A 26,713-nucleotide genomic window follows, 5' to 3' on the forward strand; every position below is an offset into this window, starting at 1 on the left:
TCCGCCCATGGCCCGCACCAGGACGCTCCACCGCTGCGCCGAGTGCGGGGCCACCGCGCCCCAGTGGGTGGGGCGCTGCCCCACCTGCGGCGAGTGGAGCACCCTGGTCGAGGTGGTCGAGGCCCCCCCGGCCGAGGCCGCGCCGGCCTGGACCGGGTGGGGGACGGAGGGCCCGGTGAGCCCGGCCCGGCCCAGCACCGACGGCACCGGCGACGCCGTGGCCCCCCTGCCCACCGGGGTCGACGAGCTCGACCGGGTGCTCTCGGGGGGCCTGGTCCCGGGCTCGGTCACCCTCCTCGGCGGCGCTCCGGGCACCGGCAAGTCGACCCTGGTGCTCCAGGCCGCGGCCGGCCTGGCCCGGTCGGGGGCCACCGTCCTCTACGCCTGCGCCGAGGAGAGCCCGGCCCAGGTGCGGGACCGGGCCCGGCGGCTGGGCGCCCTGCACGACCGGCTGTGGCTGGTGGGCGAGTCGTTGATCCCCCGGGTGCTGGCCGCGGTGGACGAGGTCCAGCCCGACGTCCTGGTGGTCGACTCGGCCCAGAGCGTGGCCGATCCCGACCTGTCCTCGGCCCCGGGCAGCGTCACCCAGGTGCGCGAGGTGGCCCAGCGCCTGGTGCGGGAGGCCAAGACCCGGGGCCTGGCCATCGTGCTGATCGGCCACGTCACCAAGGACGGGGCCCTGGCCGGCCCCCGGGTGCTGGAGCACGTGGTCGACACCGTGCTGGAGCTGGACGGCGATCGCCACCACGCCCTCCGCCTGCTGCGGGCCCTCAAGCACCGCTTCGGCTCCACCAGCGAGCTGGGCCTCTTCCAGCTGGGCGAGGCCGGGCTCGACGGCGTGCCCGACCCGTCGGGCCTGTTCCTGGCCGACCGGCTGCCCGGGGTGCCCGGCTCCACCGTGGTGCCCACCATCGAGGGGCATCGCCCCCTGCTGGTCGAGCTCCAGGCCCTGGTGGCGCCGAGCTTCCTGGCCGAGCCCCGCCGGTCCAGCCACGGCCTGGACCGGGGCCGGGTGGCCCTGCTGCTGGCCGTGCTGGTGAAGCGGGCCGGCATCGACGTGGGCAAGCTCGACGTCTACGCCCTGGCCGCTGGCGGGGTGCGGGTGGTGGAGCCGGGGGCCGACCTGGCCCTGGCCCTGGCCATCACCTCGGCGGCCACCGGCATCTCGGTGCCGGCCGAGGTGGTGGCCTGCGGCGAGGTGGGCCTGGGGGGCGAGGTCCGCCAGGTGGCCAGCACCGAGCGCCGCCTGGCCGAGGCGGCCCGGCTGGGCTTCACCCGGGCGGTGGTGCCGGTGTCGGCCCCGGACCCGCCCGAGGGCGTGGTCGCCCTGCGGGTCCGGTCCCTGATGGAGGCCATCGCTGCCCTGGGCCTGATCCGCTGACCGCGGGCCCGGCGGCGGGGCCGAGGGGTCCGCCGGGAGCCGTCTACGCTCCTCCCATGACCGGGACGCACGGAGCGGCGATGCGCAAGGCGCTGTCGCTGATCGCGCCGGGCATGCCCCTGCGGGACGGCCTGGACCGGGTCCTCCAGGCCGGGATGGGGGCCCTGATCGTGGTCGGGGACGAGCCCAACGTGTTGAGCATCTGCTCGGGCGGGTTCCTCCTGGACGCGGCCTACAGCCCGCAGCGCCTCTCGGAGCTGGCCAAGATGGACGGGGCCATCATCCTGGCCGGCAACGCCAGCCGCATCGCCCGGTCGAACGTCCACCTGGTGCCCAACCCCAACGTGTCGACCACCGAGACCGGCACCCGGCACCGCACCGCCGAGCGGGTGGCCCGCTCCATCAACGTGCCGGTGATCTCGGTGTCGCAGCGCATGAACGTGATCTCCGTCTACGTGGGCGACGAGAAGCACCAGATCGACCCGGTGCCCCGGGTCATCGCCCGGGCCAACCAGGCCGTGCAGACCTTGGAGCGCTACAAGGCCCGCCTCGACGAGGTGTCCATCGCCCTCTCCGCCCTGGAGATCGAGGACCTGGTCACGCTGCGGGACGTGGTGACGGTGCTCCAGCGCAACGAGATGGTGGCCCGCATCGCCTCGGAGATCGGGGGCTACATCGTGGAGCTGGGCGACGACGGCCGCCTGGTGCGCCTCCAGCTGGAGGAGCTGATGGGCGGCATCGGCGACGACCGGCGCCTGGTGGTGCGCGACTACTTCCACGAGGCCGACACCTGGCCCCTGGCCCACGCCCTGGACGCCCTGGCGGCCCTGTCCGACGACGACCTGGTCGACCTGAAGCGAGTGGCCTCGGCGGTGCACCTCTCCGACGGGCCGCCCGACCTGGACGAGTCGATGTCGCCCCGGGGCCACCGGCTGCTGGCCCGCATCCCCCGGCTGCCGGAGGCGGTGATCGAGGCCATCGTCGAGCAGTTCGGCGACCTGCAGAAGATCCTGCGGGCCTCGATCGACGACCTCGACCAGGTGGCCGGGGTGGGCAAGCTCCGGGCCCGAGCGGTGAAGGACGGCCTGAGCCACATGGCCGAGGCCAGCATCCTCGACCGCTACAGCTAGGCCGGGACGGCCAGGGCTCAGGCCAGGAAGGTGGCGACGCGACGCCAGGCGTCGGCGGCGTCGTCGGGGCGGTGGGTGGGGCGGCTGGGGTCGTGGACGAAGCCGTGGTCGGCCCCGGGGTAGCGGACCACCTCGGCCCCCGTGCCCTCCAGGGCCGCGGCGTCGGCGGCCGGCACCCACGGGTCCTCGGTGCCGGTGACCTGCAGGATGGGCACGGCCCCGCCGGCCAGCGTCTCCAGGGGCTCGGCCACGGTGGCCGAGCGCCAGTGCTCGGGCAGGCGGACCATCCCGTAGAACGACACGGCCCGGTCGACCCGCCCGGCGGCCGCCGCCTTGAGGGCGAACATCCCGCCCATGCAGAAGCCGACGACGGCCACCGGCTCGACGCCCAGCGCGTCGGCGGCGCCGGCCACGTCGGCCAGGACGGTCGTGTCGTCCAGGGTGCCCACCGCGGCCAGGCGCTCGTCCAGGCTCAGGCCCTCCCGGCCGGGCCACGGCTCGAACGAGGCCACGGCCCAGCCGTGCTCGGCGGCCAGCCGGTCGCACAGGTCGGTGAACAGGGGCCGCAGCCCCCCGATGTCGGGGATGACCACCACCCCCCGGGCGGCATCGGGGACCTCGGCCCGGTAGGCGGCGGTCCCCGACGGGAGCGTGAGCTGCATCCCGCCAGCTTGGCCCACGGTGACCGGCGCGGACCGGCCGCTCGCCCCGGGGGGTGGAGCGAGCGGCCGGTCCGTGAGCCTCAGTGGTCCGGCGCCGGCAGGTGCGCACGGACCGGCTCGGTCGGTGCCCCGGCACGACAGGCCGGGGCACCGAGACCGTGGGGTGGCCCGGGCCGGTGGGCGGCCTGTCGGGGCGCCGCGCCGATCAGGGACGTGGGGTCAGTCCTCGGGGTTGGAGAGATCCTGGGCCCGCTGCGCGAACTCGGGGGTGCCGATGAGCTGGGCGTAGAGGCCGGAGCGGTCACCGGTGCCACGGAGGTGGGCGATGCCGCTGGTGATCTCCGCGCCGACCGGCGCCCGGTCGAGGATCTCGTCATAGGACGAGGTCACGAGGCGGCGCAGTGGTTCACCGAGGTTGGCGATGGTGAGGATCAGCGCCCTCGGTGAGGCCCCGGCGTCCAGGCGGTCGTTCCAGTGCTCGAACCCGGCGGCGTCGGGGGCGCGGCCCAGGAGCCGTTCGTAGACCCGGGTGATGAACCCGCTGTCGGTGGAGCCGGCCAGGCGGCGGAACTCACCGGATGCGCCGAGGTCGGCGAGGAGCTGGTCGTAGCGGCCGTGGCCGCGGAGGCGGGTGGTCCAGAAGGCTCGGCCTTCGGTGTCGGCGGGGCGGCCGAGCATGGTCGCATAGGCGTCGTCGACGACTCGGCCCACCGCTTCGGGGGTGCGGGCGATGGTGCGGGCGAAGGCCTCCTGGGTGGTGCCGCCGGCCAGGCGGGCCACCCAGTGGTCGTAGCCGGCCTGGTCGGGGCAGCGTCCCAGCAGCTCCAGGTACACCAGACGCACCGTGCGCCCGTGGCCCTCCTCGGCGAAGGTCGTGCACTCGTGCCGGGGCAACACCGCATAGGGCACGGTCTCGGAGGTGGGGGCCACGGCGAGCCCGCCAAAGTACCGGGCCGAGAGGCTCCGTATCCCCTCGTCCAGGGTGGTAGTGGACATCGTGGCCGTGCCGTCGCTGGCCACCGGAACGACCCCGATGGTGGTGTCACCGTCACGGAACTCGACCATCCCGCCGGAGGTCACCGGGGCCACCGTGGCCGAGAGGGTGACGGCGGTGCCCTGGCGGACCGGGGCGTCGGGGGCGACGGTGAGCGAGGTGCCGGCCTGGGTGATGGTGCCGAGGGGGATGGCTTCGGTGGCCGGGCGGCAGGTGACCACCAGGGGCAGGTTCGAGGACGGGTTGGTGCCCCGGACGATCAGGGACTCGAGGGCGATCTCGTGGGCTTGGCCCGGGTCGCCGTCGAGGGTCAGGGAGCCGGTGGAGCCCCCGAAGTCGACCCACTGGTTGACGTCGGCCGCCGCCGCCGGGTTGGGGCTGGCGGGGAGGAGGGTGCCCAGGGTGTGGGTGGTGCTGGTGGCGGTCCCGGTGCCGGGGCCCAAGTCGTACTCCACCGCGGTGACCCCACCGGGGTTGGAGACGGGGACCGTCGAGCTGGAGGTGGAGAACACCTCGTTGAAGGTCTCGATGCCCGAGCGGCCCCGGTCGGTGGACATCCGCACCGCCACGTGGTCGAGCGGGGTCGGCGTGCCCCCTGCGGCGACGCGGGGCATGTTGGCCTGGGCGGTGAGGGTGACGTTGAAGGTCTTCACCGCCACTGCCTCGTAGGTGCAGGCGTAGGTGGTGCCCACCGCGGCGACGACGTGGAAGGTGGCCGCGTTCTGGCTGGGCAGGAAGAGGGCGTCGCCGGAGTACTTGACCCGCAGCTCGTGGGCGCCGAGTCCGATGTCGACCGGCACGTTGAGCACCGCGTTCAGGGAGGCGGTGGGCAGCGGCACCCGGTCGAGCCAGCCGGCCTCGAGCGGCAGGCCGAGCGAGGGGCGGGCCGGCACGCGGCGCCCGTCGATGAAGTACTCCACGTGCCCGGCGGGGCGGACCCCGCCGACCTGCGGCCCGACGTTCAGGTTGGGCACCAGGATGGTGTGGCCCTGGCTCACCGTGTGGGGGTCGACCGGCCCTCGCGAGAGTGGGTTCCCGAAGCCGGTGGTGCTGGGCCGGCGAGCGGCCTCGACCATGGTGGTGCCCAGGGTGGCCGTGGACAGCGTCTGGACCTCGGCGCCATCGAGGGGGTCGACCTCCACCAGTTCGAAGGTGGCGTCGAGTGGCCCCGGGGAGGTGCCGGCCGCGAAGGCCAACCGGAGGGTGATGGTCCTGGTCTGCCCGACGGCCAGCGGGAAGCCGGTCGTCTCGCCGACGGTGCCGCCCACGGTCACGACCGCGGACGCGGTGAGGGTGACCGGCTGCCAATCACCGGCGTCGTCCTGGTGCTCCAACGTCACCTCGCTCGGGGTGAAGGTGCTGCTGCCCTGGGGGCGTCGGATGGTGAGGTCGAGGCGGGCGTTGGCGAGGGATCGGCCGAAGCCGGTGTTGGTCACCTCGACGTCGAACGGGACGGCCGGGGTGCCGATCTCGACGTGGGCGGGGAGGGCGGGCACCAGGGCGGGGTCGGCGGCCACCAGGTGGGAGACCGGCTGGGAGGTGGCCTTGGCGTAGGGGGCCTCGCCCCGGTAGCCGGCGGTGAGGGCGCGGGGGCCGGCCGGGAGGTCGTCGGTGGTCAGCACCGCGGTGCCGCCGGCGAGGGGGACGGTGCCGACGATGGTGGTCCCGTCGAAGAGGTCCACGAACCCGGCCGGGTGGGCCGGCGCGCCGTCGCAGGCCGGGTCGGTGGCGTGGGTGGGGTCGATGGCCACGGTGGCGGTCAGGGTGACCGGCGTGCCGAACCGCGACTCGCCGCCGGGGTCGACGGCGAGGGTGGCGAGGGTCCTGCACTCCGGGGGGGTGGGCCGGGCCAGGGGCCCCTGGAGGGTGAGGGTCAGGGAGTGGCCCCCACCGGCGAGCTGCTCGTTGACCGCATCACCGACCGCTGGGTTGCACCCGGAGCCCGTGACGACAGGGGGGATGGTGAAGTCGGGGTCGGTCAGGGTGACTCGCCCGGTGTCGGAGTCGTGGGGAGCGGTCGAGTTGAACGTGAGGTTGACCGGCGTCGAGCGGCAGTCGGTCACGATGGCCCCGTGGGAGACGTCGATGTGGAGGTCGACGGTGAGCGCGGTCTGGAACAGGACGTTGCCCTCGGCGTCGATGGACCCCGTGCTCGACGTGGCGGCGACCGGGGTGAAGGTGGCGTCGATCTTCACCGGGAGCCCGAGGGCCTCCTGTTCGAAGGACACCGTCGGGGTGGTGAAGTCGGCTCCAGTGATGGCACCGGTGCCCCCGGCGCCTCCGTCCACGGTGCCGGCGATGGAGGTGGGGTTCTCCAGCGCGTAGGGCTCGTCGGCGTCGCGGATGAGGAGCTCGCCCTCGACCAGGGAGAGGCTGAACGCCTCTGCCACCCGGGGGGCGGTGCCCTCAGGTGGGGCTACCGGAGCCTGTGCAAGCCCTGGGGGGGGGGGACAAAAGCGAAGGCGAACGTCGCAGCAACCGCCAAGGTCAACGCAACGAGCGAACGTCTGGACAACATGATGAGGGATCCCCCCGGTCGATGAACACTTCCGCACGACACCGTTCCCGGAACCACAGTCCGGGAGAAGTGCCTGCAGTCACCATGTCCGAGCCAACCTTGCCGAACCTGCGCGTAATGGTCTCCGCAGCGAAGTTTCCGTCGCTGTCACCAGCCCCTGACCTACCGGCCGCGCCGGATGGCGGGGAACGAGCAGGCGCCCCGCGGGGCCGCGGCCGTACCATGCCCGGGTGGCCTCCACCGACGACGTCCGGGACCGCGGGGCCCGGGCCGTGGCCTCCCTCCAGCAGTCGCTCAGCGAGCGGCTGGCCCGGCTGATCCGCTCCGACGCCGAGTGGGCGGCCCAGGCCGTGGACGTCGGCCTGGTCGACCGGGCCTGGCTGGAGGACCCCTCGGGCAACCCGGCCCGCATCGCCCCGCCCAGCGAGGTGCTCCAGCGCTTCCTGGAGCGGACGGCCGAGCAGCGCCCGTCGGTGCTGGCCTCGTTGGGGCTCAGCGCCGTCCAGGCCATGTCCCTGGCCGGAGAGGTGGGCTCCGGGCCCCTGCCCCCGACCGAGGTGTCGGTGCTGTTCACCGACCTGGAGGGCTTCACCACCTTCACCGCCACCCAGGGCGACGACGCCGCGGCCGCCCTGGTCGGTGACCACGTGCGCTGGGTCGGCCCGGTGGTGCGGAGCCGGGGCGGCCGGGTGGTGAAGCGCCTGGGCGACGGGCTGATGCTGGCCTTCCCCGCCGCCGAGGCCGCGGCCCTGGCCGCGGTGGAGCTGGTGGGCGAGGAGCCGGGCCCCCTGCGGCTGCGGGCCGGGTTGCACCACGGCGAGGCCCTGGCCACGGCCGATGACGTGGTGGGCCACGTGGTCAACGTGGCCGCCCGCCTCACCGAGCAGGCCCAGGGGGGCGAGGTGCTGGCCTCGGTGGACGTCCGCCAGGCGGTGGGCGACCTGCCCGGCATCCGGTTCGGCCGGGCCCGCCGCTACCGGCTGAAGGGCCTGGACCCCATCTCCGCCTGCCGGCTCACCGCCGCCGTCGACGGGCCCTGACCCGCCCGAGGCACCAGGCCCGACCGGGCCGCCGGGGGACGGGCGCGGTCAGCGGGCGCGGCGCTCGAGCTCGACGCGGTTGAGGATGCGGTAGCGGCGCTCCCGCTGGTCGATCCACCCCAGGCGCACGAAGCTGGCGATGGCCTTGTTGACCCTCTCCCGGGAGGCGCCGACCATGCCGGCCAGCTCCTCCTGGGTGATGGGCAGGACGAACTCGTCGTCCTCGCCGGCCAGCTCCAGCAGGCGCTTGGCCGTGCGCCCGGTGACGTCCAGGAACACCGAGTCGGCCAGCGCGGTGTCGGTGCTGCGGAGGCGGCCGGCCAGCAGCCGCACCACGCCCCACAGCAGGTCGGGCCGGCGCTCGTAGATGGCCTGCAGCGGCGTGTAGGGGATGGTCAGGACCTGTGAGGCCTCCAGGGCCCGGGCCTCGGCCGAGCGCCCCAACCCGTCGAACAGGCCCATCTCACCGAACAGGTCGCCCCGCTCCATGAGGGCCACCATCGACTCGCGGCCGTCGATCGAGCGCTTGGAGATGGCGATGCGTCCGCTGACCACCACGTGCAGGTCGGTCGGGGGGGCGTCCTCGGCGAAGAGGAGGTCGTTGCGGAGCAGGTCGGTGGTCGTCGTCGCCGCCTCGACCTCGGCCATCTCCTCGTCGGAGAGGTCGGTCAGGAGGGGGACGTCGCGGAGCAGGGGGATCTCGGCCACTCCGGGAGCGTACAGAAGTGGCTCCCGGGGCCAGGATCGAGCGGTCGGGCCCTCCCGGGTAGCGTCCCGCCGATGTCCGCCCCGCCCCCCGCCCCCCCCGGCGCCGGAACCGGCCCGGGCGGCGCGTCGGACGCCGCGCCGGCGCCGGTGTGGGCCGTGGTGGTGGCGGCCGGAGGGGGCACCCGCTTCGGGGGGCCCAAGCAGTACGCCCCCCTGGGCGACCGCCGGGTGGTGGACTGGAGCCTGGGCGCGGCCCGGGCCGCCACCGACGGCGTGGTGCTGGTGGTGCCGCCCGACCGGGCGGCCACGGCCGAGCCCGGGGCCGACGTGGTGGTGGCCGGGGGGGCGACCCGCTCGGCGTCGGTGCGGGCCGGCCTGGCCGCGGTGCCGGCCGAGGCCGAGGTGGTGGTGGTGCACGACGGGGCCCGCCCCCTGGCCGGGCCGTCGCTCTACGGCGCGGTGGTGGCCGCGGTGCGGGACGGGGCCGATGCCGCCGTGCCCGGCGTGGCGCTGGTCGACAGCGTCCGGCGCCGCGACGGCGGGGCGGTGGACCGAGACGAGCTGGTGGCGGTCCAGACCCCCCAGGCCTTCGCGGCGGCCGCCCTGCGGGCCGCCCACGCATCCGGCGGCGAGGCCAGCGACGATGCCACCCTGGTGGAGCGGGCGGGTGGGAAGGTGGTGGTCGTGCCCGGTGATCCCGCCAACCTCAAGGTCACGCACCCGGCCGACGTCGACGTGGCCGCCCGCCACCTGGGCCTGGTGCCCTGATGCAGGTGCGCGTGGGCCAGGGGGTCGACCTCCACCCGTGGAGCGACGACCCCGGGCGGCGCCTGGTCCTCGGGGGCGTCGAGCTGCCGGGCCCGGGGCTGGCCGGCCACAGCGACGCCGACGCCGTGGCCCACGCCTGCGCCGACGCCCTGCTGGGGGCGGCCGGCCTGGGCGACATCGGGCAGCACTTCCCCGACACCGACGCGCGGTGGGCCGGGGCCGACAGCGTGGCCCTGCTGGCCGAGGCCGCCCGGCGGGTCCGGGCCGAGGGCTGGGAGCCGGGCAACGTCCACTGCTCGGTGGTGCTCGACGCGCCTCGCCTGGCCCCCGTGCGCGACGACATGGCGGACCGGTTGAGCGCCGCGGTGGGGGCTCCGGTCACCGTCACCGGGCGCCGCAGCGAGGGCATCGGCGCCGTGGGCCGGGGCGAGGGCGTGGTGGCGTTGGCCGTGGCGGTGGTGACCCGCCCGTGAGCACCGGGACCGGCCGCGAGGACGGCAGGGCTCGCATCGACGGGCGCCGGGCCGGTGAGGGTCGCGGCGCGGGGCGCCGGGGTGCGGGCGGCCCCGGTGCGGGCCGCACCGGCGGAGGGCGCGGCGCTGGAGGTCGCGGGGGGACCGGGCCCGGTGGTGGAGGTCGCGGGGGGACCGGGGCCGGCCCGGCCGGGGGCGGAGGTCGCGCCGGCGCCGGAGGCCAGGCGGGCGACGGAGGTCGTTCCCGTGGGGGCCGCCCCGGGCCGGCGAGCGGTGGGCGGGGTCGATCGGCTCCGGCGCCGAGGCCCTCGGCCGACCGGGGCCCGGCCGCGGGTCGCGACCGCGAGGAGGCCGGCCCCTCCACGGGCCCCCGTCGCTCCGGGCCGCCCCGGGGCCTGGGGGGTGACCAGGTGGAGGGCCGCCAGGCGGTGCGGGAGCTGCTGCTGGCCGGGCGGCGCCGGGTCCACGAGCTGCTGGTGGCCGCCGACCTGGACCCGTCGCCGGTGGTGGCCGAGATCCTCCAGCTGGCCACCGACGACCGGGTGCCGGTCCGTGAGGTGAGCCGCAGCCGCCTCGACTCCCAGGCTCGCACCGAGGCCCCCCAGGGGGTGTTGGCCCGGGCCGCCCCCCTGGAGGAGCACGAGCTCGACGACCTGGCCTCGGGCCTGGTGCGGGCCACCGCCTCGGGCGACGGGCCCCCGTTCCTGTTGCTGCTCGACGGCCTGACCGACCCCGGGAACCTGGGGGCGCTGCTGCGCTCGGCCTCGGCGGCCGGGGTGACCGGGGTGGTGCTGCCCCGGCACCGGGCCGTGCACGTGACCCCCACGGTGGCCAAGGCCGCGGCCGGGGCCATCGAGCACCTGCCCATGGCCGTGGTCGGCGGACTGCCCAGTGCGGTGGCCCGCCTGCGGGAGGCCGGGGTGTGGGTGCTGGGCCTCGACGCCGAGGGGGCCCGCTCGGTGTGGGAGGTACCGGTGCCGGAGGTGCCGGTGGCCCTGGTTGTGGGGGCCGAGGGGGCCGGGCTGTCCCGCCTGGTCCGCCAGCGCTGCGACGAGGTGGTGGCCATCCCCATGCGAGGGCCGCTGGACAGCCTCAACGCGGCCACCGCCGGCGCCCTGGCCTGCTTCGCGGTGGCTCGCCGTCGAACGTGACCCGGCCCGGGCCTCGGCCCGAGCCCGTTGGTCACTGACGGTGAGGAGAGCGGTGGCCACCTGACGGAACGTCAGGTGACCACGCGCGGGTGTTCCCGGGCCCACGGCCACCCCTCTGCCACGGTGCGTGAGGGCCGGCCATCGAAGCTGGTCACGATGATGTTACGCCGAGTAGCGGCACGGCCGTTGACACGTCTCGCAGGGTCGTGGCCGAATGGTCACTAGTCACTACGGACTACGCCACATCACTCGCCGCACCTTTGAAGGACCACGCCGATGTCGTTCCGCCACACCTCCCTGTCCGTCGCCCCGGACGCCGAGCTGGCCCGTCTCTTCCAGGAGGGGGACGCGGATGCCCTCGACGTGCTCCTGGCCCGCTACCGGCGCTTCGCCCGGTCCCGCTCCCGCAGCTACTACCTGGTGGGCGGGGACGCGGATGACCTCGAGCAGGAGGCCCTGATCGGCTTGTACAAGGCCGTGCGCGACTACCGGCCCGACCACGAGGTGGCTTTCCGGCCCTTCGCCGAGCTGTGCATCACCCGCCAGCTCCTGAGCGCCATCAAGACCGCCAACCGCCACAAGCACCAGCCCCTCAACACGTCGGTCTCGTTCCACGGCACCCGGGACCGGGCCGAGGACGAGGGGCGGGCCCTGGAGGACCGGCTCCCCGGGCCGGCCGCCACCGACGACCCGGCCGAGCGCCTGGTGGGCGACGAGCAGGTCGGCATCCTGGCCGGGGCCATGGTGGCCGAGCTTTCGGAGCTGGAGCTGGAGGTGCTGCGCCTCTACGTGGCCGGCCGCTCCTACGTCGAGATCGCCGACCACGTCGGCCGCCACGCCAAGTCGGTCGACAACGCCGTACAGCGCATCAAGCGGAAGCTGGGCCGCAGCCTGGTCCAGTACGAGGCCGCCGCCCTCTGCTGACCGACCGGCGGGCCTCGCCGCCCTCGGTGGATCTCGGGCACCGTCGACGACGCCACCGGGGCCATCAGCGCGGCGTCGTTCTCGTCGCCGCCGGTGTCCTTCGAGCAGGAGATCACCGACCCGATCGAGGCGACGGTCTACATCGACGCCACCTTCAGCCAGGTAGCGACGAGTTCGCCACCCGGGCCCAGGGCCTGCCCAACCCCGAGGACTGAGCCCCCCCGTCGAACCCGGCACGGTTCCGTACCGCATGAGTACGAAACCGTGCCGGGAACGTCGGGGCCATGCGATCTCGGTGGGTCGGCCTGCAGTTGCCGGTCCACCGATCGAGCCCGGTCCGTGCGTTCCTGCCGGCGCCGGACCACCAGCGGCTCAGGGAACCGGCCGCCCGCACCACCCCCCGGTGCGGGCGGCCGACCCGCGCCTCGGGCCGGGAGTGGAGGTGCCTCGGCCCCGCCGGTGGCGCCGCTCCGCCCGAGAGCGTGTGCGCTCGGTCCGCGCCCGACCCGGGGAAGCGCCGCCGGCCCGGCGGATCGGCCCGGCCCCGGAGGCCGCGCTGGTCCGGGCGCGGCAGGAAGGTGCCCGGCCAGGAGAAGGTCGCGGCATGCTCGGTACGGTGGGGGCGTGGCCCACTCCCGGACGCGCCGTGTCCTCGTCCGCCGCCACGACGGCGAGAGCTCCCGGCGGGCCCCCGACGAGGTGGCGGTGGAGGAACCGCTGGAGATCCGCCTCGACGGCCACCTGGTGACCACCACCATGCGCACCCCGGGTGACGACCACGACCTGGCCGTCGGCTTCGTCCACGCCGAGGGGCTGCTGGACGGGGCCCGGCTGGACGGGGTGCGCTCCTGCGGCCTCGGGTTGGACGAGCGGGCCGCCTTCAACGTGGTCGACGTGTCCACCGGCGGCACCGCAGCCGTGCCCACCCCCCGCCTGGCCCCCACCACGTCGGCCTGCGGCGTGTGCGGGGCGGCCGACGTGGAGGCCCTCCTGGCCCGCCTGGCCCCCCTCTCGGGGACGCCGGCCATCCCGGTGCCGGTGCTGGCCGCCATGGCCCACCGGGTGCGGCCGGCCCAGGAGCTGTTCGCGGCCACCGGCGGCACCCACGCCGCCGCCGCCTTCACCCCCGACGGTGAGCCCGTCGTGGTCCGCGAGGACGTGGGCCGGCACAACGCCGTCGACAAGGTGGTGGGCCGGCTCCGCCGCGACGAGGCCCTGCCGGCCACCGGCCTCGGGCTCTACGTGTCGGGCCGGGCCGGCTTCGAGATCGTGCAGAAGGCGTGGGCCGCGGGGCTGGGCACCGTGGTGGCGGTGGGGGCGCCGACGTCGCTGGCCGTCGAGGTGGCCCGCCAGGCCGGCCTCACCCTGGCCGCCTTCCTGCGGCCCGGCGGCCTCAACGTCTACGCCCCGGGCTGAGGCCGGCGGGACTGAGGCCGCCCCCGGCTGAGACGGCCCGGGCCCCGGCCCGGCCCTCGCTCAACGGCGGACGGCCAGGGTCAGGGCGAAGTCCCCGTCGGGATCGGTCCAGGTGGAGGCCACGTCGAAGCCGGCCGGGGCCAGCAGGGCGGGCAGGCGGTCGACCCGGAACTTGGACGAGATCTCGGTCTGGATGCTCTCGCCCTCCTCGACCTTGATCTCCAACCCGGCCCCGGGGATGTGCACGAGCTGGCCGGCGGCGGCCACCAGGTGCATCTCCACCCGCTCCCGCTCGGCGTCCCAGCGGGACTCGTGGCGCCAGTGGGGCAGGTCGAAGTCCGCGCCCAGCTCCCGGTTGAGCACGGCCAGCACGTTGCGGTCGAAGGCGGCCGTGACGCCGACGGCGTCGTCGTAGGCGGCCAGCAGGCGCTCGACGTCCTTGACCAGGTCGGTGCCCAGCAGCAGCCCGTCGCCCGGGGCCAGGGTGGCCGACACCCGGTCCAGGAAGCGACCCTGCTCCTCGGGGGTGAGGTTGCCGATGGTGCCGCCCAGGAACACCACCAGGCGCCGGCCCCCGGCCGGGATGCGGTCCAGGTCGTGGAGGAAGTCGCCCTCCACGGGGTGGACCTCCAGCCCCGGGTGGGCGGCGGCGATGACCTCGGCCGCCGCGGCCAGGGTGGTGCCGCTGACGTCGAGGGGGCAGAAGCGCCGGAGCTGCCCGGTGGCGGTGAAGGCGTCGAGCAGCAGCCGGGTCTTCTCCGAGGTGCCCGACCCCAGCTCGACCAGGGTGTCGGCCCCGGAGGCGGTGGCGATCTCGGTGGCCCGGGCCTGCAGGATGGCCCGCTCGCGGCGGGTCGGGTAGTACTCGGGCAGCCGGGTGATGGCGTCGAACAGCACGCTGCCCAGGTCGTCGTAGAACCACTTGGGCGACAGCCAGCGTTGCGGCTCGTCGGTGAGGGTCCGGCGCACGCTCTCGGCCAGCGTCTCGGCCCGGGCCGCCGACGCCAACGCCGGGGCCGGCGCGGTGGCAGGGGTGGGACCGGGGTCCGGTGCACCGGCCGGGGAGGACGGGGCCGCGGCGGGGGACGCGGGGTGGGGCGGGTCGGTCACGGGGCCTCGGCAGGGCGATCGGGGGGCGGTCGGTCGGAGCGGGGGGGAGTCGGAGCGGTGCGGATCAGGCGTCGGCGGCCAGGCGCACGCCGGAGAAGGCCCAGCGGGCCGTGGGGGGGAAGAAGTTGCGGTAGGTCAGCCGGGCGTGGGCCGGGGGCGTGGCGCAGCTGGAGCCCCGCAGGACCACCTGGCCGCTCATGAACTTGCCGTTGTACTCGCCCACGGCGCCCACGGCGGGGGCGAAGCCGGGGAAGCCGACGTACGGGCTGGAGGTCCACTGCCACACCTCGCCGAAGGCCTGGCGCACCGGCCCGCCGTCGGTGGGGGCCACGCTCCGGGGGTGGGGGCCGTCGAGGGCGAAGGCCGGCTCGACGTGGGGCTGGGCCGCCACCGCCGCCTCCCACTCCTGCTCGGTGGGCAGGCGGGCGCCGGTCCAGCGGGCGTAGGCGTCGGCCTCGAAGTGGCTGACGTGCACCACCGGGCGGGCCGGGTCGACGGCGTGGCGGCCGGCCAGCGTGAACTCGTGCCACTCGTCGCCCACCTGCTCCCAGTACAGCGGCGCCTCCCACCGCTGGGCCCCCACGGTGGCCCAGCCGTCGGACAGCCACAGCTCGGGCCGCCGGTAGCCGCCGTCGTCCATGAAGGCCCGCCACTCGCCGTTGGTGACCAGCCGGTCGCCCAGGCGGTGGGGGACCAGCAGGGCCTCGTGGCGGGGGCCCTCGTTGTCGTAGGCGAAGCCCGGGCCGGCGTGGCCCACCTCGACCCGGCCGCCGGGGCGGTCGACCCAGCGCAGCGGGCCCGGGTCGGGGGCCGCGGCCGGGCCCGAGGCCAGGTAGGCCGGGCGCAGCGGGTTGGCCGCCAGCACGTGCTTGATGTCCATGAGCAACAGCTCCTGGTGCTGCTGCTCGTGGTGGAGCCCCAGGGTGACCAGGGCCCCCACCGCGTCGGTGATGTCGGTGGAGAGGACGGCCTCCATGGAGGTGTCGACCTCGGCCCGGTAGGCGGCGACCTGGTCCACGGTGGGCCGGGTGATGTGGCCCCGCTCGGCCCGGGGGTGCCGGGCCCCGACCGCCTCGTAGTACGAGTTGAACAGGAACCGGTAGGCCTCGTCGACCGGCCGGTAGCCGGGCTGGTGGGCCTCGAGCACGAAGGTCTCGAAGAACCAGGTGGTGTGGGCCCGGTGCCACTTGGTCGGGCTGACGTCGGCCATGGTCTGCACCGTCTGGTCCTCCGGGCCCAGCGGCGCGGCCAGCGCCTCGGTCAGGTCGCGCACCGCGCTGTAGTGCGTGTCGAGGCCGGCGGTCGGGGCCTCGGCGACGGGGGTGCTCGGTGGCGTCATGGCGCCTCCTCCGGGGGGGCCGGCGGGTGGGAGGCGGTGCCGAGGAGACTGCGATCGGGCTCGACGGGGCACCGGCTGGGTGCTGCGGAGGCCCCACGCTACCCATGCCCGGGGCCCTCGTCGCGCCGCACCGGCGGGGTGGAGGGCTGGGGCTGTGGCGCGGCGAACTAGGTACCGTGGGCGCGCCCCCCACCCTCCTCGCGGCGGCTCGCCGGGTTAGCTCAGATGGTAGAGCGCTTCCCTTGTAAGGAAGATGTCGTCGGTTCGAACCCGGCACCCGGCTCGGACCAGATCCACGCGCACCGGCACGTCCCGGCGCCCCGTCCCCTCAGGGGGCGTGGCCCAGGGCGGCCGCCACCGTGGCCCGCTGGGCCGGGAGGTGGTCGGCCGGGGCCGGGCGGGCCAGCAGGTAGCCCTGGCCCTGCCGGCACCCGAGGTCGCGGACGGCGGCCAGCTGGGCCGGCGTCTCGATGCCCTCGGCCACCACGTCGAGCCCGAGGGCGTCGCCCAGGGAGACCACGGCCCGCACGATCTCGGTGTCGCTCCGGTCGGTGCCCAGGCCGGCGACGAAGGTCCGGTCGATCTTGACGATGCGGATGGGGAAGCGCTTGAGGTAGGCCAGGCTGCTGTAGCCGGTGCCGAAGTCGTCGATGGCCAGCCGGGCCCCCATCTCGTCCAGTCGCTCGACGGTGCGGAGCGTGGCCCGGTCGGCCCCGATCACGGTCGACTCCGTGAGCTCCAGGACCAGGTCGCAGGGGGCCAGGCCGTGGGTGGCGGTGACCCGGTCCACGGCGTCGGCCAGGTCCGGGGAGCCGAGCTGGCGCCCGGCGATGTTGACGGCCACGTGGCCCGGGGCGTCGGTCCCCAGCTCGACTCGCCACCGGGCCAGGGCGGCGCAGGCCCGGTCCAGCACCACGGCCCCGATGGGCACGATCAGGCCCGACTCGTCGGCCACGGCCACGTGCTCGGCCGGGGCCCGCAGGCCGCCGTGGCCGTCGGGCAGGCGGAGCAGGGCCTCGGCCCCCAGCACGGTGGCCGTGTCGAGGTCGACCACCGGCTGGAAGTGCACGTCGAGGGCGTGGCCGGCCAGCGCGTCGCGGAGGTCCTGCTCGACGCCGAGGCGGTGCAGGGCGGCCACCCGGAGCGAGTCGTCGAAGATCTCGTAGCGGTCCCGGCCCTTCTCCTTGGCCCGGTAGAGGGCGATGTCGGCGTCGCGCAGGAGGGCGCCCGGGTCGCCGCCGGCGTCGAAGGCGATGCCGATGGACGACGACACCCGGACCTCGCCCTGGGCCAGGGCCACGGGCCGGGACAGGGCGGCCCCCACCCGCTCGGCCATGCGGGTGATGTCGTCGGTCCCGGTCGCCGTCTCGGTGACGACGAGGAACTCGTCGCCACCCAGGCGGGCCACGGTGTCGCCGCCCCGCACGGCCTGGACCAGGCGCTCGGCCAGCTCGACCAGGAGCTGGTCGCCGGCATCGTGCCCGAGGGTGTCGTTGACCACCTTGAACCGGTCCACGTCGATGAACAGGACGGCCAGCCGCTCGCCCCTTCGGCGGCTGCGCTCCACCGCCGGCCCCAGGCGGTCGTTCAGCAGGGCCCGGTTGGGCAGGCCGGTCAGGGGGTCGTGGTAGGCCTGCCAGGCCAGGCGGGCGGCGGCCTCGGCCCGCTCGGTGACGTCCCGCACGTTGGCCACGATGCCGGCCACGTCGGGGTCGTCGAGGCGGTTGGTGGCCACGATCTCGACCTGCCGGTAGGTCGATCGGCTGGTCCGGATGCGGCAGGCGGCGGTGCGGGCCTGGCCGGGGTGGTCGACCAGGTCGATGTAGGTGGCCCGGACCGCGTCGCGGTCTTCGGGGTGGATGACCTCGGAGAAGGCCCGGCCCTGGGCCTCCTCCAGGCTCGCCCCCCACAGGGCGGTGCCGGCGGGGCTGACGTAGCGGATGTGGCCGGTGCTCTCCAGCACGCAGATGATGTCGGAGCTGCGTTCGACCAGGGCCGCGTACCAGGCGTTGGTGGCCCGCAGGGCCCGCTCGGCCTCGGTGCGGGCCCGTTCGGCCTCGCGCTGCTCGGTGATGTCGGCGAAGGCGACGACCACGGCGGTGACGGCGCCCTCGGCGTCACGCACCGGTTGGGTGCTGACCCGGAGCTGGCGGACCCGGCCGTCGGGGTGCAGCGAGCCGACGATCTGCTCGTGGACCGGTTGCCCGGTGGCGAAGGTGACCAGCACGGGCCGCTCGTCGGGGTGGAGCCGGTGGCCGTCGGCCGCGTAGGTGACCCAGTCGGCCGAGAGGAAGCGCGCCGCCATCTCCTCCCGGGTCATCCCCAGGATGCGCTCGGCGGCGGGGTTGGCCACCTCGACCTCCCCGTCCACGGTGGCCAGGACCACCCCTTGCTCCAGGGCGTCGAGGCTGGCCCGCTGGGTCCGCTCGGCCCGGGCCAGGGCGGCCACCATGGCGGTGCGGGCGGTGATGTCCTGGACCTGGGAGATGAAGTAGAGCGGGTGGCCGAGCTCGTCGCGCACCAGGGCCACGTCGAGCTGGGCCCGCACCACCCGGCCGTCGCGGCGGATGTAGCGCTTCTCGATGGCGTACCGGGGGATGAGCCCGGCGATCACCTGGTGGACGAGGTCCAGGTCGCTCTCCAGGTCGTCGGGGTGGGTGACGTCCTGGAAGGTGAGGCCCCGAAGCTCCTCCTCCGTGTAGCCGAGGATGCGGCACAGGGCGGGGTTGACCCGGAGCCACCGGCCGTCGGGGGCGACGAGGGCCTTGCCGATGGGGGCGGCCTCGAAGGCCAGGGTGAAGCGCTCCTCGGCCTCGGCCAGCTGGCCGGCCAGGCTGGCGTGGTCATGGGCAGCGGCGGTCACGTGGTCCTCCGGTGCGTGTCATGGGGGTGCGTGTCATGGACTCGGCGAGGGCGGCAGTCACCGTCGCGGGGCCCATCGGCGCGTCCGCCCCCCGATCCAGGGTTCCGCGCCAACACCCGCCAAAGAGTGGGAGCGACCGCTCGTGGGCGCCCGGCCGTGGTCCTAAGGGGTGAGGAGTCGGCGGACGGCCTGCTCCGAACGGGCCATGGACGGGGTGGCCCGGGCCCCCTTCCACGCCTCGGCCAGGCTGCCGTCCCGGTAGCCGTCGGGCACCGTGGGGTGGACGTAGCAGGTGCGGCAGACGGTGGGGGTGTTGCCCAGGAGGGCGGCCGCCTCCTCGAACGAGGTCCGGACCAGGCCCTCGCAGGGCTGGTCGTCAGGGCACGGGTGGGCCAGGCAGGCGGCCGCCGCCGTCGTCCCGCCCCAGGTGCGGAAGTCCTTGGCGCTGACCTCGGGCCCCATGCGGTCCCGCAGGTAGTCGTTCACCTCCGCCGAGGTGACGGGCCGGGCCGTGCCGTCGTCGTCGACGTAGGCGAAGAGGTGCTTGCCGGGCAGCTCGTGGCACCGCTTGGCCAGGCGGGCCAGACGGGCGTCGTGGAGCGCCACCCGCTGGGCCACCCCGGACTTGCCCACGAAGTCCAGCTCGACGGTGGCCCCGTGGATGTCGGCGTGCTCGGTGCGCAGCGTGGTGAGCCCGAAGCTCTCGTTGTCCTCGGCGTAGCGCTCGTTGCCCACCCGGACCAGGGTGTCGTCCAGCAGCCGCACCACCAGGGCCACCACCTTCTCGGGGGGGAGGCCCCGCCGGCCGAGGTCGCCCTCGACCTCGCCGCGCAGGTCGGGCAGGGCCTCGGCGAAGTCGGCCAGGCGGTCGAACTTGGCCGCGTCGCGGACCTCCCGCCAGCGGTCGTGGTAGCGGTACACCTTGCGGCGCCGGTCGTCCCGGCCGGTGGCCAGCAGGTGGCCCCGAGGATCGGGGTTGATCCAGATGTCGGTCCAGGCCGGGGGGATGGCCAGGGCGGCGATGCGGGCCCGCTCCTCGGCGCCCACCGGCCGGCCCTCGGGGTCGACGTAGGAGAACCCCCGGCCTCGCCGGAGGCGGCGCAGGCCGGGGGCGGTGTCGGAGGCGTAGCGGAGCCCGGCGTCCTGGGCCGCCTGGGCCGGGTCGTCGAGGCGGGAGGAAGCCATGGCCGGGGCCACCGGGGCGGGAGCGACGCTGCCCCGGCCCCGGTGGACGCGCCCTACTGGTGGGCCCGTTCCTCGGCCTCGTGGCCCTCGGCCTCGGCCCGGGCCGCGTCGGCCTGGGCCTCCTTGCGGGCCACGTCGCGCTGGGCGTGGGCCTTGTCCTGCTGGGCCTCGCCCTCGCGCTCGAGGTCCTCGTTGCCGGTGACGGCTCCGGCGACCTCCTTGGCGGTGCCCTTGACCCCTTCGACGACGCCCTTGGCGCCGGCCTCGGGGCCTGAGTCGGATCCAGACATGGGTGCTCCTCGGGGTGGGTGGGGGACGATGACCGCTGCCCGGCGCCGAGGGGGGCCAAACGTCGTTGCCGCGTGTCCCGGGACGGGGCTGCCTAGGCTCTCGGGTCGTGAGCGACGTTGGATCCGTGTCCCTGACCGAGCGAGACCGTCGGCGCGACGCCCGGCCCGGGCCCCGCTCCGCAGCCCTGGCGGCCCCTGCGGGGACCGGCCGGTGACGGCGCCGGCCCGAGGGCGCGACGACGCCACCATCCGGGGCGCGGTGGTCCTGGTCGTCGCCATCGTGATCGGCCTGGCCCTGCTGTGGCGCAGCGGGACGGGCGACGAGGACGCGGCCACCACCACCACTCGGGACACCACCACCACGGAGTTCGGCGCCACCACCAGCTCCGACGGCGCCCTGGACCCCATCGAGACCAGCTCGGTGCCCGAGGGCCCCACCGGCACCCAGGACCCGGCCCTGGTGGCCGTCGTCGTGTTCAACGGCACGCCGGATCGCATCCCGGGCATCGCCCGGGAGTTCAGCGACAAGGCGTCCGCCGGGGGTTACGAGGCTCTGCCGCCCGCCGATGCCGCGGCGTCCACCGACACCACCACCATCTACGCCGCCGCCGGCTTCGAGGCCGACGCCGAGGCCATGAGGGGTGTGCTGACCCTGCCCAACGCCATCGTGGCGGCCAAGCCGGCCGAGCCCCTCGGGACCGGCGACGAGCGGGCCGACATCGTGGTGGTGCTGGGCACCGACTACGCCTCCTAGCCACCGGCGAGGTGCGCCCGGCCCACCCCGGCGGGGGCTCCACCGGCCACCGGCCCAGATGTCGGCGACGGGGGCCTGACGCTCCATGATGGGCGCCATGCCTTCGGCGAGCGACCTGCGGGCCCGGCTGGGCCGCGCCGCCATCCTGACCGACTTCGACGGCACCCTCTCGGCCGTGGTCGACGACCCGGCGGCCGCGGTGCCGGCCCCCGGCGCCGTGGACGTGCTCCTGGCCCTGGTCGACCGGGCCGCGGTGGTGGGCGTGGTCTCCGGCCGCCCGGTCGAGGTGCTGGCCCGGCACCTGCCCGACCCCCGCATCCACCTGTCGGGCCTCTACGGCCTGGAGCAACGGGCCCACGGCACGGTGACCGACCTGCCCGAGACCCGGCGCTGGGTCACCCCGGTGGCGCAGGCCGGCGCCGAGCTGGAGGGCCGGGCCCCGGCCGGGGTGGTGGTCGAGCTCAAGCGCCTGTCCCTCACCGTCCACTACCGCCGGCGGCCCGAGCTGGAGGCCGAGGTGAAGGCCCTGGCCCACGAGGTGGCCGCCAGCCACGCCCTCACCGCCCGCCCGGCCCGCCTGTCGATCGAGATGCACCCGCCCGAGACGCCGGACAAGGGCGTGGTGGTCGAGGACCTGGCCCGCGGGTGCGACGCGGCCTGCTTCCTGGGTGACGACGTCGGCGACCTGGCCGCCTTCGACGCCCTGGACCGCCTGCGCGAGAAGGGGGGGATGCCGACGGTCAAGGTCGGGGTCGAGAGCCCCGAGTCGGCCCCCGAGCTGCTGGCCCGGTCCGACGTGCGCGTCGCGGGCCCCGAGGGGGCCATCGGTTGGCTCCGCTCGCTCCTCTGAGACCGGCCGCCGACCCCCCCGACCGGGCACGGATGTGCCGGGATGTCGGGCAGTTCCGTGCTGGGTTGGGCGCGTCCCCGAACCGGGCATGGATGTGCCGGGATGTCGGGCAGTTCCGTGCTGGGTTGGCCGGCCGGCCGGGTGCTCGCTCAGGCCTGGTCCAGCTGGGCCGCCAGCCACGTGGCCGGTGAGTGCCGGGTGACCCGGCGGCGGAGGTCCGCGGCCCGCTCGGCCCGCTCGGCCCGGCCCATCGAGAGGGCCCGGTGCAGGGCCTCGCCGGCGGCCACCACGTCCCAGGCGTCGACGGCCAGGGCCGCCCCCTCCAGCTCGTCCCACGCCCCGGCGCCGGCGCTGAGGAGGAGGACGGCGTCCCGGTCCGACAGGAGGGGCGCCTCCTTGGCCACCAGGTTCAGGCCGTCGCGCACCGGGTTCACCAGCACGGCGTCGGCCCGGCGGAGGGCGGCGACGGATCGGGGGTAGTCGTCGGTGGGGTCGTAGGCGATGGGCTGCCAGCCGGCCGTGCCCCACCGCTCGTTGACCCGGTCGATGGTGGCCTCCACGTCCTCGCGGTAGTGCCGGTAGGCGGGCACGTCCTGGCGCGACGGGTAGACGAAGGCCCCGAAGGTCACCCGCTCCCGCCACTCGGGATGGGCCTCCAGCAGGTGGTCGTAGGCCAGGAAGCCGCGCTGGATGTTCTTGGACAGCTCGATGCGGTCGACCCGCACCAGGAACAGGCGGTCCCCGACCAGCTCGTCCAGCTCGGCCCCGGCGGCGACGCAGGCCTCGGAGCCGGCGGTGGCGGCCAGGTCGTCGGGGTCGGGGCCCAGTGGGGCGACGAAGGTGGCCAGGTCGTGGCCCACGGCCCGGGCCGCGCCCCGGGCCGCGCCGGCCCACCGCTCGGAGTGGAAGCCGCACGCCCGGTGGGCCGCCATGCCGCCCAGGAGGACGGCCCTCACCGCCTCGGGCAGGACGGCCAGCTCGGCCGGCCGGGCGAAGGGCGTGTGGCTGAAGTGGACGCACCGCAGGTCGGGCCGCTCGGCGGCCAGCGCCGGGCCCACCAGGGGGAGGTGGTAGTCCTGCACCAGGACGGCGGCGTCGCGGGGGGCGGCCTCGGCCACCGCGGCGGCGAAGGCCGCGTTGACCCGGCCGAAGGCGTCCCACGCCTCGTACCAGGCCCGGTCGAAGGTGGGGGTCCGGTAGTGGTCGAGCATGCCGTGGTGGGCGAACCACAGCGTCTCGTTGCTGACCACGTCGTAGGCCAGGCCGAGGTCCGATCGGTCGGGGGCCAGGACCTGGACGCGCAGCCCCCCGGCCTCGACCACGCCCTCGGCGGCGGCGGCCCGGTCGTCGTCGCTCAGGGCGGCGGCGATCCAGAGCGCGTCGCTGCCGGCCACGAGGGGGGCCAGGCCGGAGACCAGCCCGCCGGCGCCCCGCCGGCCCACCAGCGCGCCGTGCTCGTCCCGGCGGAAGCTCACCGGCCCCCGGTTGGAGACGATCACCACGGGTCGCTCGGCCACGGGCCCGACGGTAGTGGTGGCCGGCGGGGCCGCGGCGCGAGGCGACGGAGCGGCCGGGTTGCGGCCGGCGGACCGCCGGCATCGGGACGGCGGCCCGGCCCCGGCCCCCAGCCGCGAGACTGCGCCCATGCGCGTCGTCGCCGCACCCGACAAGTTCCGGGGCACGGCCAGCGCCGCCGACGTGGCGGCGGCCGTGGGCCGCGCGGCGCGGGCCGCGGGCTGGGACTGCGACGAGGTGCCGGTGGCCGACGGGGGCGAGGGCACCCTCGACGCCCTGGGCGGCGCCAACCGCACCACCCTGGTGACCGACCCGCTGGGCGACCCGGTCGAGGCCTGCTGGCGCCTCCACCGGGGCACCGCGGTGGTGGAGTCGGCCCGGGCCTCGGGCCTGGAGCTGGTCGGGGGGGCGGAGGGCAACGACGCCCTGTCGGCCTCGACCTACGGCACCGGCGAGCTGATCGGGGCCGCGGTGGAGCTGGGGGCCCGGCGGGTGATCGTGGCCGTCGGGGGGTCGGCCACCACCGACGGCGGCCTGGGGGCGCTGCGGGCCCTGCACCCGGTGCCCCGGATGCGCGGCATCGAGTTGGTGGTGGCCTGCGACGTGCGCACCCGGTTCCTCGACGCTGCCGCCGTGTTCGGGCCCCAGAAGGGGGCGACCGCGGCCGAGGTGGAGCTGCTGCGCCGGCGCCTGGAGCGCCTGGCCCAGGTGTACGAGGAGGACCACGGCCGGGACGTGACCGCCCTGGAGGGCAGCGGTGCCGCCGGGGGCCTGGCCGGGGGCCTGGCCGCCATCGGGGCCGAGCTGGTGCCGGGCTTCGACCTGGTGGCCGACGAGCTGGGCCTGGACGAGCAGATCGAGGGCGCCGACCTGGTGGTCACCGGGGAGGGCTTCCTCGACGAGCAGTCCTTCGAGGGCAAGGCCGTGGGCGGCGTGGTCGAGATGGCCGCCGCCCTGTCGGTGCCGGTGCTGGTGGTGGCCGGCCAGGTCTTCGACGGGGCCGGCGGCCGGGTCGACGCCGTGTCGCTGGTGGAGCAGGTGGGCGATGAGCGGGCCCACGCCGACACCGCGGCCGCCGTGGAATCCGTGGTGGCTGACCACCTCCGCGCCCTCGGGTCCTGAGCGCGATCACCCACTGCGCACCACCGGTGACCGCTCCGGGCTCGCCGCCGGCTGACACGGCGTCCCGTCCCGGAGGGGAGGTCAGGTCGGGTCGGGGAGGCGGGTGGCGGTGAGGAGGGCGATGGCGCCCGCCTTGTCCAGGGGCTCGTTGAGGTTGCCGCACTTGGGGGACTGCACGCACGACGGGCACCCGGAGGTGCAGGGGCAGCGGCGCAGGGTCTCCAGGGTGGCGGCCAGGTGCCGGTGGGCGGCCTGGTAGCCCAGCTCGGCGATGCCGGCCCCGCCCGGGTAGCCGTCGTAGACGAACACCGCCGGGCCGCCCACGTCCGGGGACCACGGCGTGGACACACCGCCCACGTCCCAGCGGTCGCAGATGGTGAACAGCGGCAGCATGCCGATGGCGCAGTGCTCGGCCGCGTGCAGGGTGCCGGGCCAGGCCGAGGTGGGCAGGCCGGCCCGCCGCAGGAGGCCCACGTCGAAGGCGTACCAGAAGGCCCGCGTCACCAGCCGGGACGGGGGCAGCTCCAGGTCCATGGTGCCCAGGGCCTCGCCGCTGGCCACGTCCCGGCGCTGGTAGCCGGTGACCTGCGAGGTCACCTCGACGACGCCCAGGTGCAGCCGGGCGGCGCCCACGGGGCGGGACACCTCGTCGTCCAGCACCCGGATCTGGACGGTGGAGCGGGCCTGGGTGGCCTCGCGCCCGTCGGTGCGCTCCACCCAGGCGGCGGCGTCGTCCAGGTCGAGGCGGTCGACCTTCCAGGCCGTGCCCTGGTGGAGGTAGACGGCCCCGGGGTGGACGACCTCGGGGGCCCGGCCCTCGTCCACCGTGCCCACCAGCGACCCGTCGCCCCGCACGATGCGGACCTCCCGCCCGCCGCCGCTGCGCAGCCCGACGCCGTGGGACGGGTAGCCCCGGGCCGCCCACACCGCCCGGGGGCCGTCGTCGAACCGAGAGCCCATCCGGGCCGCGGCCCGGATGCGGAGCCGCTCGTCCAGCACCAGGCGCCGCACCCCCTCGGCCAGGTCGTCGCCCCACCAGCGCTCATCGGCCGGCGACAGCGGCGTCTCGTAGGCCGCGCAGGCCAGGTGGGCGTCGAGGACGTAGGGGTTGGACGGGTTCACCACCGCCGGCTCCGGGGGCCGGGTGAAGACCTCGTCGGGGTGGGCCACCAGGTACTGGTCGAGGGCGTCGTCGCCGGCCACCAGCACGGCCAGGGAGCGCTGCTGGTGGCGCCCGGCCCGGCCCGCCTGCTGCCACAGCGAGGCGATGGTGCCGGGGAAGCCGTCGAGCACGCAGGCGTCCAGCCCGCCCACGTCGACCCCGAGCTCCAGGGCCGAGGTGGCCACCACGCCTCGCAAACTGCCCCCGAACAGGGCGGCCTCGATCTCCCGGCGCTCCGAGGCCAGGTAGCCCCCCCGGTAGGGGCGGACGGCCCCGGCCAGGTCGGGGGGCAGGCGGCGCTGGGCGTCGGCCGCCACCACCTCGGTGCCCCGCCGGCTCCGGCAGAAGGCGATGGTCCGGTGGCCGGCGGTGACCAGGTCGGCCAGCAGGCCGGCGGTGACCTTGTGCGACGACACCCGGGCCCCGGTGCCGGCGTCGAGCAGCGGCGGGCTCCACAGGGCCACGACCCGCTCGCCCCGGGGCGAGCCGTCGTCGGTGACGGCCTCCACCGGGGCCCCGCACAGGGCGGAGGCCAACCCGGCCGGGTCGCCGATGGTGGCCGAGGCGAACACGAACGTGGGGTCCGAGCCGTAGCGGGCGCACAGGCGGCGGAGCCGGCGCAGCACGTGGGCCACGTGGCTGCCGAACACGCCCCGGAAGGTGTGGAGCTCGTCGACCACCACGTAGCGCAGGCGGTGCAGGAACGTGGCCCAGCGGTCGTGGTGGGGCAGCAGGCCGCAGTGCAGCATCTCCGGGTTGGTCAGGAGCACGTTGGCGTGCTGGCGGGCCCAGGTGCGCTGCTCGGGCGAGCTGTCGCCGTCGTAGGTGGTGGCCACCAGCCCATCGACGCCCAGGGCGGCCAGGGCCCGGAGCTGGTCCTGGGCCAGGGCCTTGGTCGGGCCCACCAGCAGGGCGGTGCCGGCGGCGATGGGGGCGCTGACCGCCTCGGCGATGGGGAGCTGGAAGCAGAGCGACTTGCCCGAGGCGGTGCCGGTGGCGATGGCCACGTGGTGACCGGCCCGGGCCCGGTCGATGGCCTCGGCCTGGTGGGACCACAGCGGGTGGGCCACGTGGCCGGCCACCCGGTCGGGGAGGGGCGTGGCCAGCGCGCCGTGCCGGGCCGGGCGGGCGGCCAGGCGCTCCACGTGGACCAGGCCCTCGGCGCGCCCGTCCAGCACGTCGAGCAGCGAGTCGGGGTGGGCATCGACGAGCAGCGTCACGGCGGGTCCCGGGCGGGCCGGCGGGTCGGGCGAACACCGGTCCGCCCCCGATGCTAACGACATCCCCGTAACTACACCCCTGTCCAACCGGGGCGACCGGGCCTGCGGTGTACCGTGGCGCCGACGTGCAGTGGTCAG

The 26,713-nt window shown here is 75.9% G+C and carries 21 protein-coding genes and 1 tRNA gene; 12 read left to right on the forward strand and 10 right to left on the reverse strand.

The window, feature by feature from the left end:
- Window positions 1-7 precede the first annotated feature (7 nt).
- Both radA and disA read left to right on the forward strand, forming a co-directional pair.
- Window positions 8-1,381 (forward strand): DNA repair protein RadA, encoded by a 1,374-nt coding sequence (gene radA / locus VEW93_12230; protein HYI62560.1) that lies wholly within the window; start codon window positions 8-10, stop codon window positions 1,379-1,381.
- A 56-nt stretch (window positions 1,382-1,437) separates the two neighbouring features.
- Window positions 1,438-2,511, forward strand: a complete 1,074-nt coding sequence (disA, locus tag VEW93_12235; protein HYI62561.1) for a DNA integrity scanning diadenylate cyclase DisA — start codon at window positions 1,438-1,440, stop codon at window positions 2,509-2,511.
- A 17-nt stretch (window positions 2,512-2,528) separates the two neighbouring features.
- Here the strand turns inward: disA and VEW93_12240 are convergent, their stop codons facing one another.
- Entirely contained in the window at window positions 2,529-3,173 is a 645-nt protein-coding gene (locus VEW93_12240) for a dienelactone hydrolase family protein (GenBank protein ID HYI62562.1), read from the reverse strand.
- Between the two features lie 219 nt (window positions 3,174-3,392).
- Window positions 3,393-6,557, reverse strand: a complete 3,165-nt coding sequence (locus VEW93_12245; protein ID HYI62563.1) for an Ig-like domain repeat protein — start codon at window positions 6,555-6,557, stop codon at window positions 3,393-3,395.
- Between the two features lie 358 nt (window positions 6,558-6,915).
- Between VEW93_12245 and VEW93_12250 the strand changes: the two genes are divergently transcribed.
- Complete coding sequence (locus VEW93_12250; GenBank protein HYI62564.1) at window positions 6,916-7,725, forward strand: adenylate/guanylate cyclase domain-containing protein; 810 nt, start codon at window positions 6,916-6,918, stop codon at window positions 7,723-7,725.
- A gap of 48 nt (window positions 7,726-7,773) precedes the next feature.
- Here VEW93_12250 and VEW93_12255 read toward each other — a convergent pair whose 3' ends face one another.
- Window positions 7,774-8,433: a Crp/Fnr family transcriptional regulator gene (locus VEW93_12255; protein ID HYI62565.1), complete on the reverse strand. Its 660-nt coding sequence runs from the start codon at window positions 8,431-8,433 to the stop codon at window positions 7,774-7,776.
- A 72-nt stretch (window positions 8,434-8,505) separates the two neighbouring features.
- On the opposite strand from VEW93_12255, the gene VEW93_12260 reads away from it, so the two are divergent.
- The 5 genes from VEW93_12260 to VEW93_12280 all read left to right on the forward strand — a co-directional run bounded on the left by VEW93_12260 (window position 8,506) and on the right by VEW93_12280 (window position 13,165).
- Complete coding sequence (locus tag VEW93_12260; GenBank protein ID HYI62566.1) at window positions 8,506-9,201, forward strand: 2-C-methyl-D-erythritol 4-phosphate cytidylyltransferase; 696 nt, start codon at window positions 8,506-8,508, stop codon at window positions 9,199-9,201.
- On the forward strand, window positions 9,201-9,674 hold the full coding sequence (gene ispF / locus VEW93_12265; GenBank protein HYI62567.1) for a 2-C-methyl-D-erythritol 2,4-cyclodiphosphate synthase: 474 nt from the start codon (window positions 9,201-9,203) through the stop codon (window positions 9,672-9,674). The genes VEW93_12260 and ispF overlap by 1 nt, the downstream gene beginning before the upstream one ends.
- Window positions 9,675-10,084: 410 nt before the next feature.
- A complete protein-coding gene (rlmB, locus tag VEW93_12270) occupies window positions 10,085-10,825 on the forward strand; it encodes a 23S rRNA (guanosine(2251)-2'-O)-methyltransferase RlmB (protein HYI62568.1) in 741 nt (246 codons plus the stop codon).
- Window positions 10,826-11,101: 276 nt separating this feature from the next.
- Complete coding sequence (locus VEW93_12275; GenBank protein ID HYI62569.1) at window positions 11,102-11,749, forward strand: sigma-70 family RNA polymerase sigma factor; 648 nt, start codon at window positions 11,102-11,104, stop codon at window positions 11,747-11,749.
- Between the two features lie 624 nt (window positions 11,750-12,373).
- Window positions 12,374-13,165 (forward strand): formate dehydrogenase accessory sulfurtransferase FdhD, encoded by a 792-nt coding sequence (locus VEW93_12280; GenBank protein ID HYI62570.1) that lies wholly within the window; start codon window positions 12,374-12,376, stop codon window positions 13,163-13,165.
- A 60-nt stretch (window positions 13,166-13,225) separates the two neighbouring features.
- On the opposite strand, the gene egtD is transcribed toward VEW93_12280, so the two are convergent.
- Complete coding sequence (egtD, locus tag VEW93_12285) at window positions 13,226-14,275, reverse strand: L-histidine N(alpha)-methyltransferase (GenBank protein ID HYI62571.1); 1,050 nt, start codon at window positions 14,273-14,275, stop codon at window positions 13,226-13,228.
- A 64-nt stretch (window positions 14,276-14,339) separates the two neighbouring features.
- Window positions 14,340-15,614, reverse strand: a complete 1,275-nt coding sequence (gene egtB, locus VEW93_12290) for an ergothioneine biosynthesis protein EgtB (protein ID HYI62572.1) — start codon at window positions 15,612-15,614, stop codon at window positions 14,340-14,342.
- A gap of 210 nt (window positions 15,615-15,824) precedes the next feature.
- On the opposite strand from egtB, the gene VEW93_12295 reads away from it, so the two are divergent.
- Window positions 15,825-15,897, forward strand: a tRNA-Thr gene (locus VEW93_12295).
- A 45-nt stretch (window positions 15,898-15,942) separates the two neighbouring features.
- Here VEW93_12295 and VEW93_12300 read toward each other — a convergent pair.
- The 3 genes from VEW93_12300 to VEW93_12310 all read right to left on the reverse strand — a co-directional run bounded on the left by VEW93_12300 (window position 15,943) and on the right by VEW93_12310 (window position 19,952).
- Window positions 15,943-18,477 (reverse strand): EAL domain-containing protein, encoded by a 2,535-nt coding sequence (locus VEW93_12300; GenBank protein HYI62573.1) that lies wholly within the window; start codon window positions 18,475-18,477, stop codon window positions 15,943-15,945.
- Window positions 18,478-18,639: 162 nt separating this feature from the next.
- A complete protein-coding gene (locus VEW93_12305; GenBank protein ID HYI62574.1) occupies window positions 18,640-19,662 on the reverse strand; it encodes a hypothetical protein in 1,023 nt (340 codons plus the stop codon).
- Between the two features lie 53 nt (window positions 19,663-19,715).
- A complete protein-coding gene (locus tag VEW93_12310; GenBank protein HYI62575.1) occupies window positions 19,716-19,952 on the reverse strand; it encodes a CsbD family protein in 237 nt (78 codons plus the stop codon).
- A gap of 211 nt (window positions 19,953-20,163) precedes the next feature.
- Here VEW93_12310 and VEW93_12315 point away from each other — a divergent pair, with 211 nt between their 5' ends.
- Both VEW93_12315 and otsB read left to right on the forward strand, forming a co-directional pair.
- Window positions 20,164-20,706, forward strand: a complete 543-nt coding sequence (locus VEW93_12315; GenBank protein HYI62576.1) for a LytR C-terminal domain-containing protein — start codon at window positions 20,164-20,166, stop codon at window positions 20,704-20,706.
- 97 nt (window positions 20,707-20,803) lie between these two features.
- Entirely contained in the window at window positions 20,804-21,556 is a 753-nt protein-coding gene (otsB, locus tag VEW93_12320) for a trehalose-phosphatase (protein ID HYI62577.1), read from the forward strand.
- 149 nt (window positions 21,557-21,705) lie between these two features.
- Here otsB and VEW93_12325 read toward each other — a convergent pair whose 3' ends face one another.
- Window positions 21,706-23,073, reverse strand: coding sequence for a trehalose-6-phosphate synthase (locus tag VEW93_12325; GenBank protein HYI62578.1), 1,368 nt, complete (start codon window positions 23,071-23,073; stop codon window positions 21,706-21,708).
- A gap of 127 nt (window positions 23,074-23,200) precedes the next feature.
- Between VEW93_12325 and VEW93_12330 the strand changes: the two genes are divergently transcribed.
- Entirely contained in the window at window positions 23,201-24,193 is a 993-nt protein-coding gene (locus tag VEW93_12330) for a glycerate kinase (protein ID HYI62579.1), read from the forward strand.
- 81 nt (window positions 24,194-24,274) lie between these two features.
- On the opposite strand, the gene VEW93_12335 is transcribed toward VEW93_12330, so the two are convergent.
- The gene (locus VEW93_12335; GenBank protein HYI62580.1) at window positions 24,275-26,575 is read right to left on the reverse strand and encodes a DEAD/DEAH box helicase; all 2,301 of its coding nucleotides are present in this window, start codon (window positions 26,573-26,575) and stop codon (window positions 24,275-24,277) included.
- Between the last annotated feature and the right edge of the window lie 138 nt (window positions 26,576-26,713).

This window comes from Acidimicrobiales bacterium, from assembly GCA_035630295.1.
In the GTDB taxonomy this organism is placed as follows: domain Bacteria; phylum Actinomycetota; class Acidimicrobiia; order Acidimicrobiales; family Iamiaceae; genus Iamia.

Coding starts and splice junctions, on each gene's coding strand:
- radA (HYI62560.1), top strand. CDS start 8: ATGGCCCGCACCAGGACGCTCCACCGCTGCGCCGAGTGCGGGGCCACC.
- disA (HYI62561.1), top strand. CDS start 1,438: ATGACCGGGACGCACGGAGCGGCGATGCGCAAGGCGCTGTCGCTGATC.
- VEW93_12240 (HYI62562.1), bottom strand. CDS start 3,173: ATGCAGCTCACGCTCCCGTCGGGGACCGCCGCCTACCGGGCCGAGGTC.
- VEW93_12260 (HYI62566.1), top strand. CDS start 8,506: ATGTCCGCCCCGCCCCCCGCCCCCCCCGGCGCCGGAACCGGCCCGGGC.
- ispF (HYI62567.1), top strand. CDS start 9,201: ATGCAGGTGCGCGTGGGCCAGGGGGTCGACCTCCACCCGTGGAGCGAC.
- VEW93_12275 (HYI62569.1), top strand. CDS start 11,102: ATGTCGTTCCGCCACACCTCCCTGTCCGTCGCCCCGGACGCCGAGCTG.
- egtB (HYI62572.1), bottom strand. CDS start 15,614: ATGACGCCACCGAGCACCCCCGTCGCCGAGGCCCCGACCGCCGGCCTC.
- VEW93_12305 (HYI62574.1), bottom strand. CDS start 19,662: ATGGCTTCCTCCCGCCTCGACGACCCGGCCCAGGCGGCCCAGGACGCC.
- VEW93_12310 (HYI62575.1), bottom strand. CDS start 19,952: ATGTCTGGATCCGACTCAGGCCCCGAGGCCGGCGCCAAGGGCGTCGTC.
- otsB (HYI62577.1), top strand. CDS start 20,804: ATGCCTTCGGCGAGCGACCTGCGGGCCCGGCTGGGCCGCGCCGCCATC.
- VEW93_12330 (HYI62579.1), top strand. CDS start 23,201: ATGCGCGTCGTCGCCGCACCCGACAAGTTCCGGGGCACGGCCAGCGCC.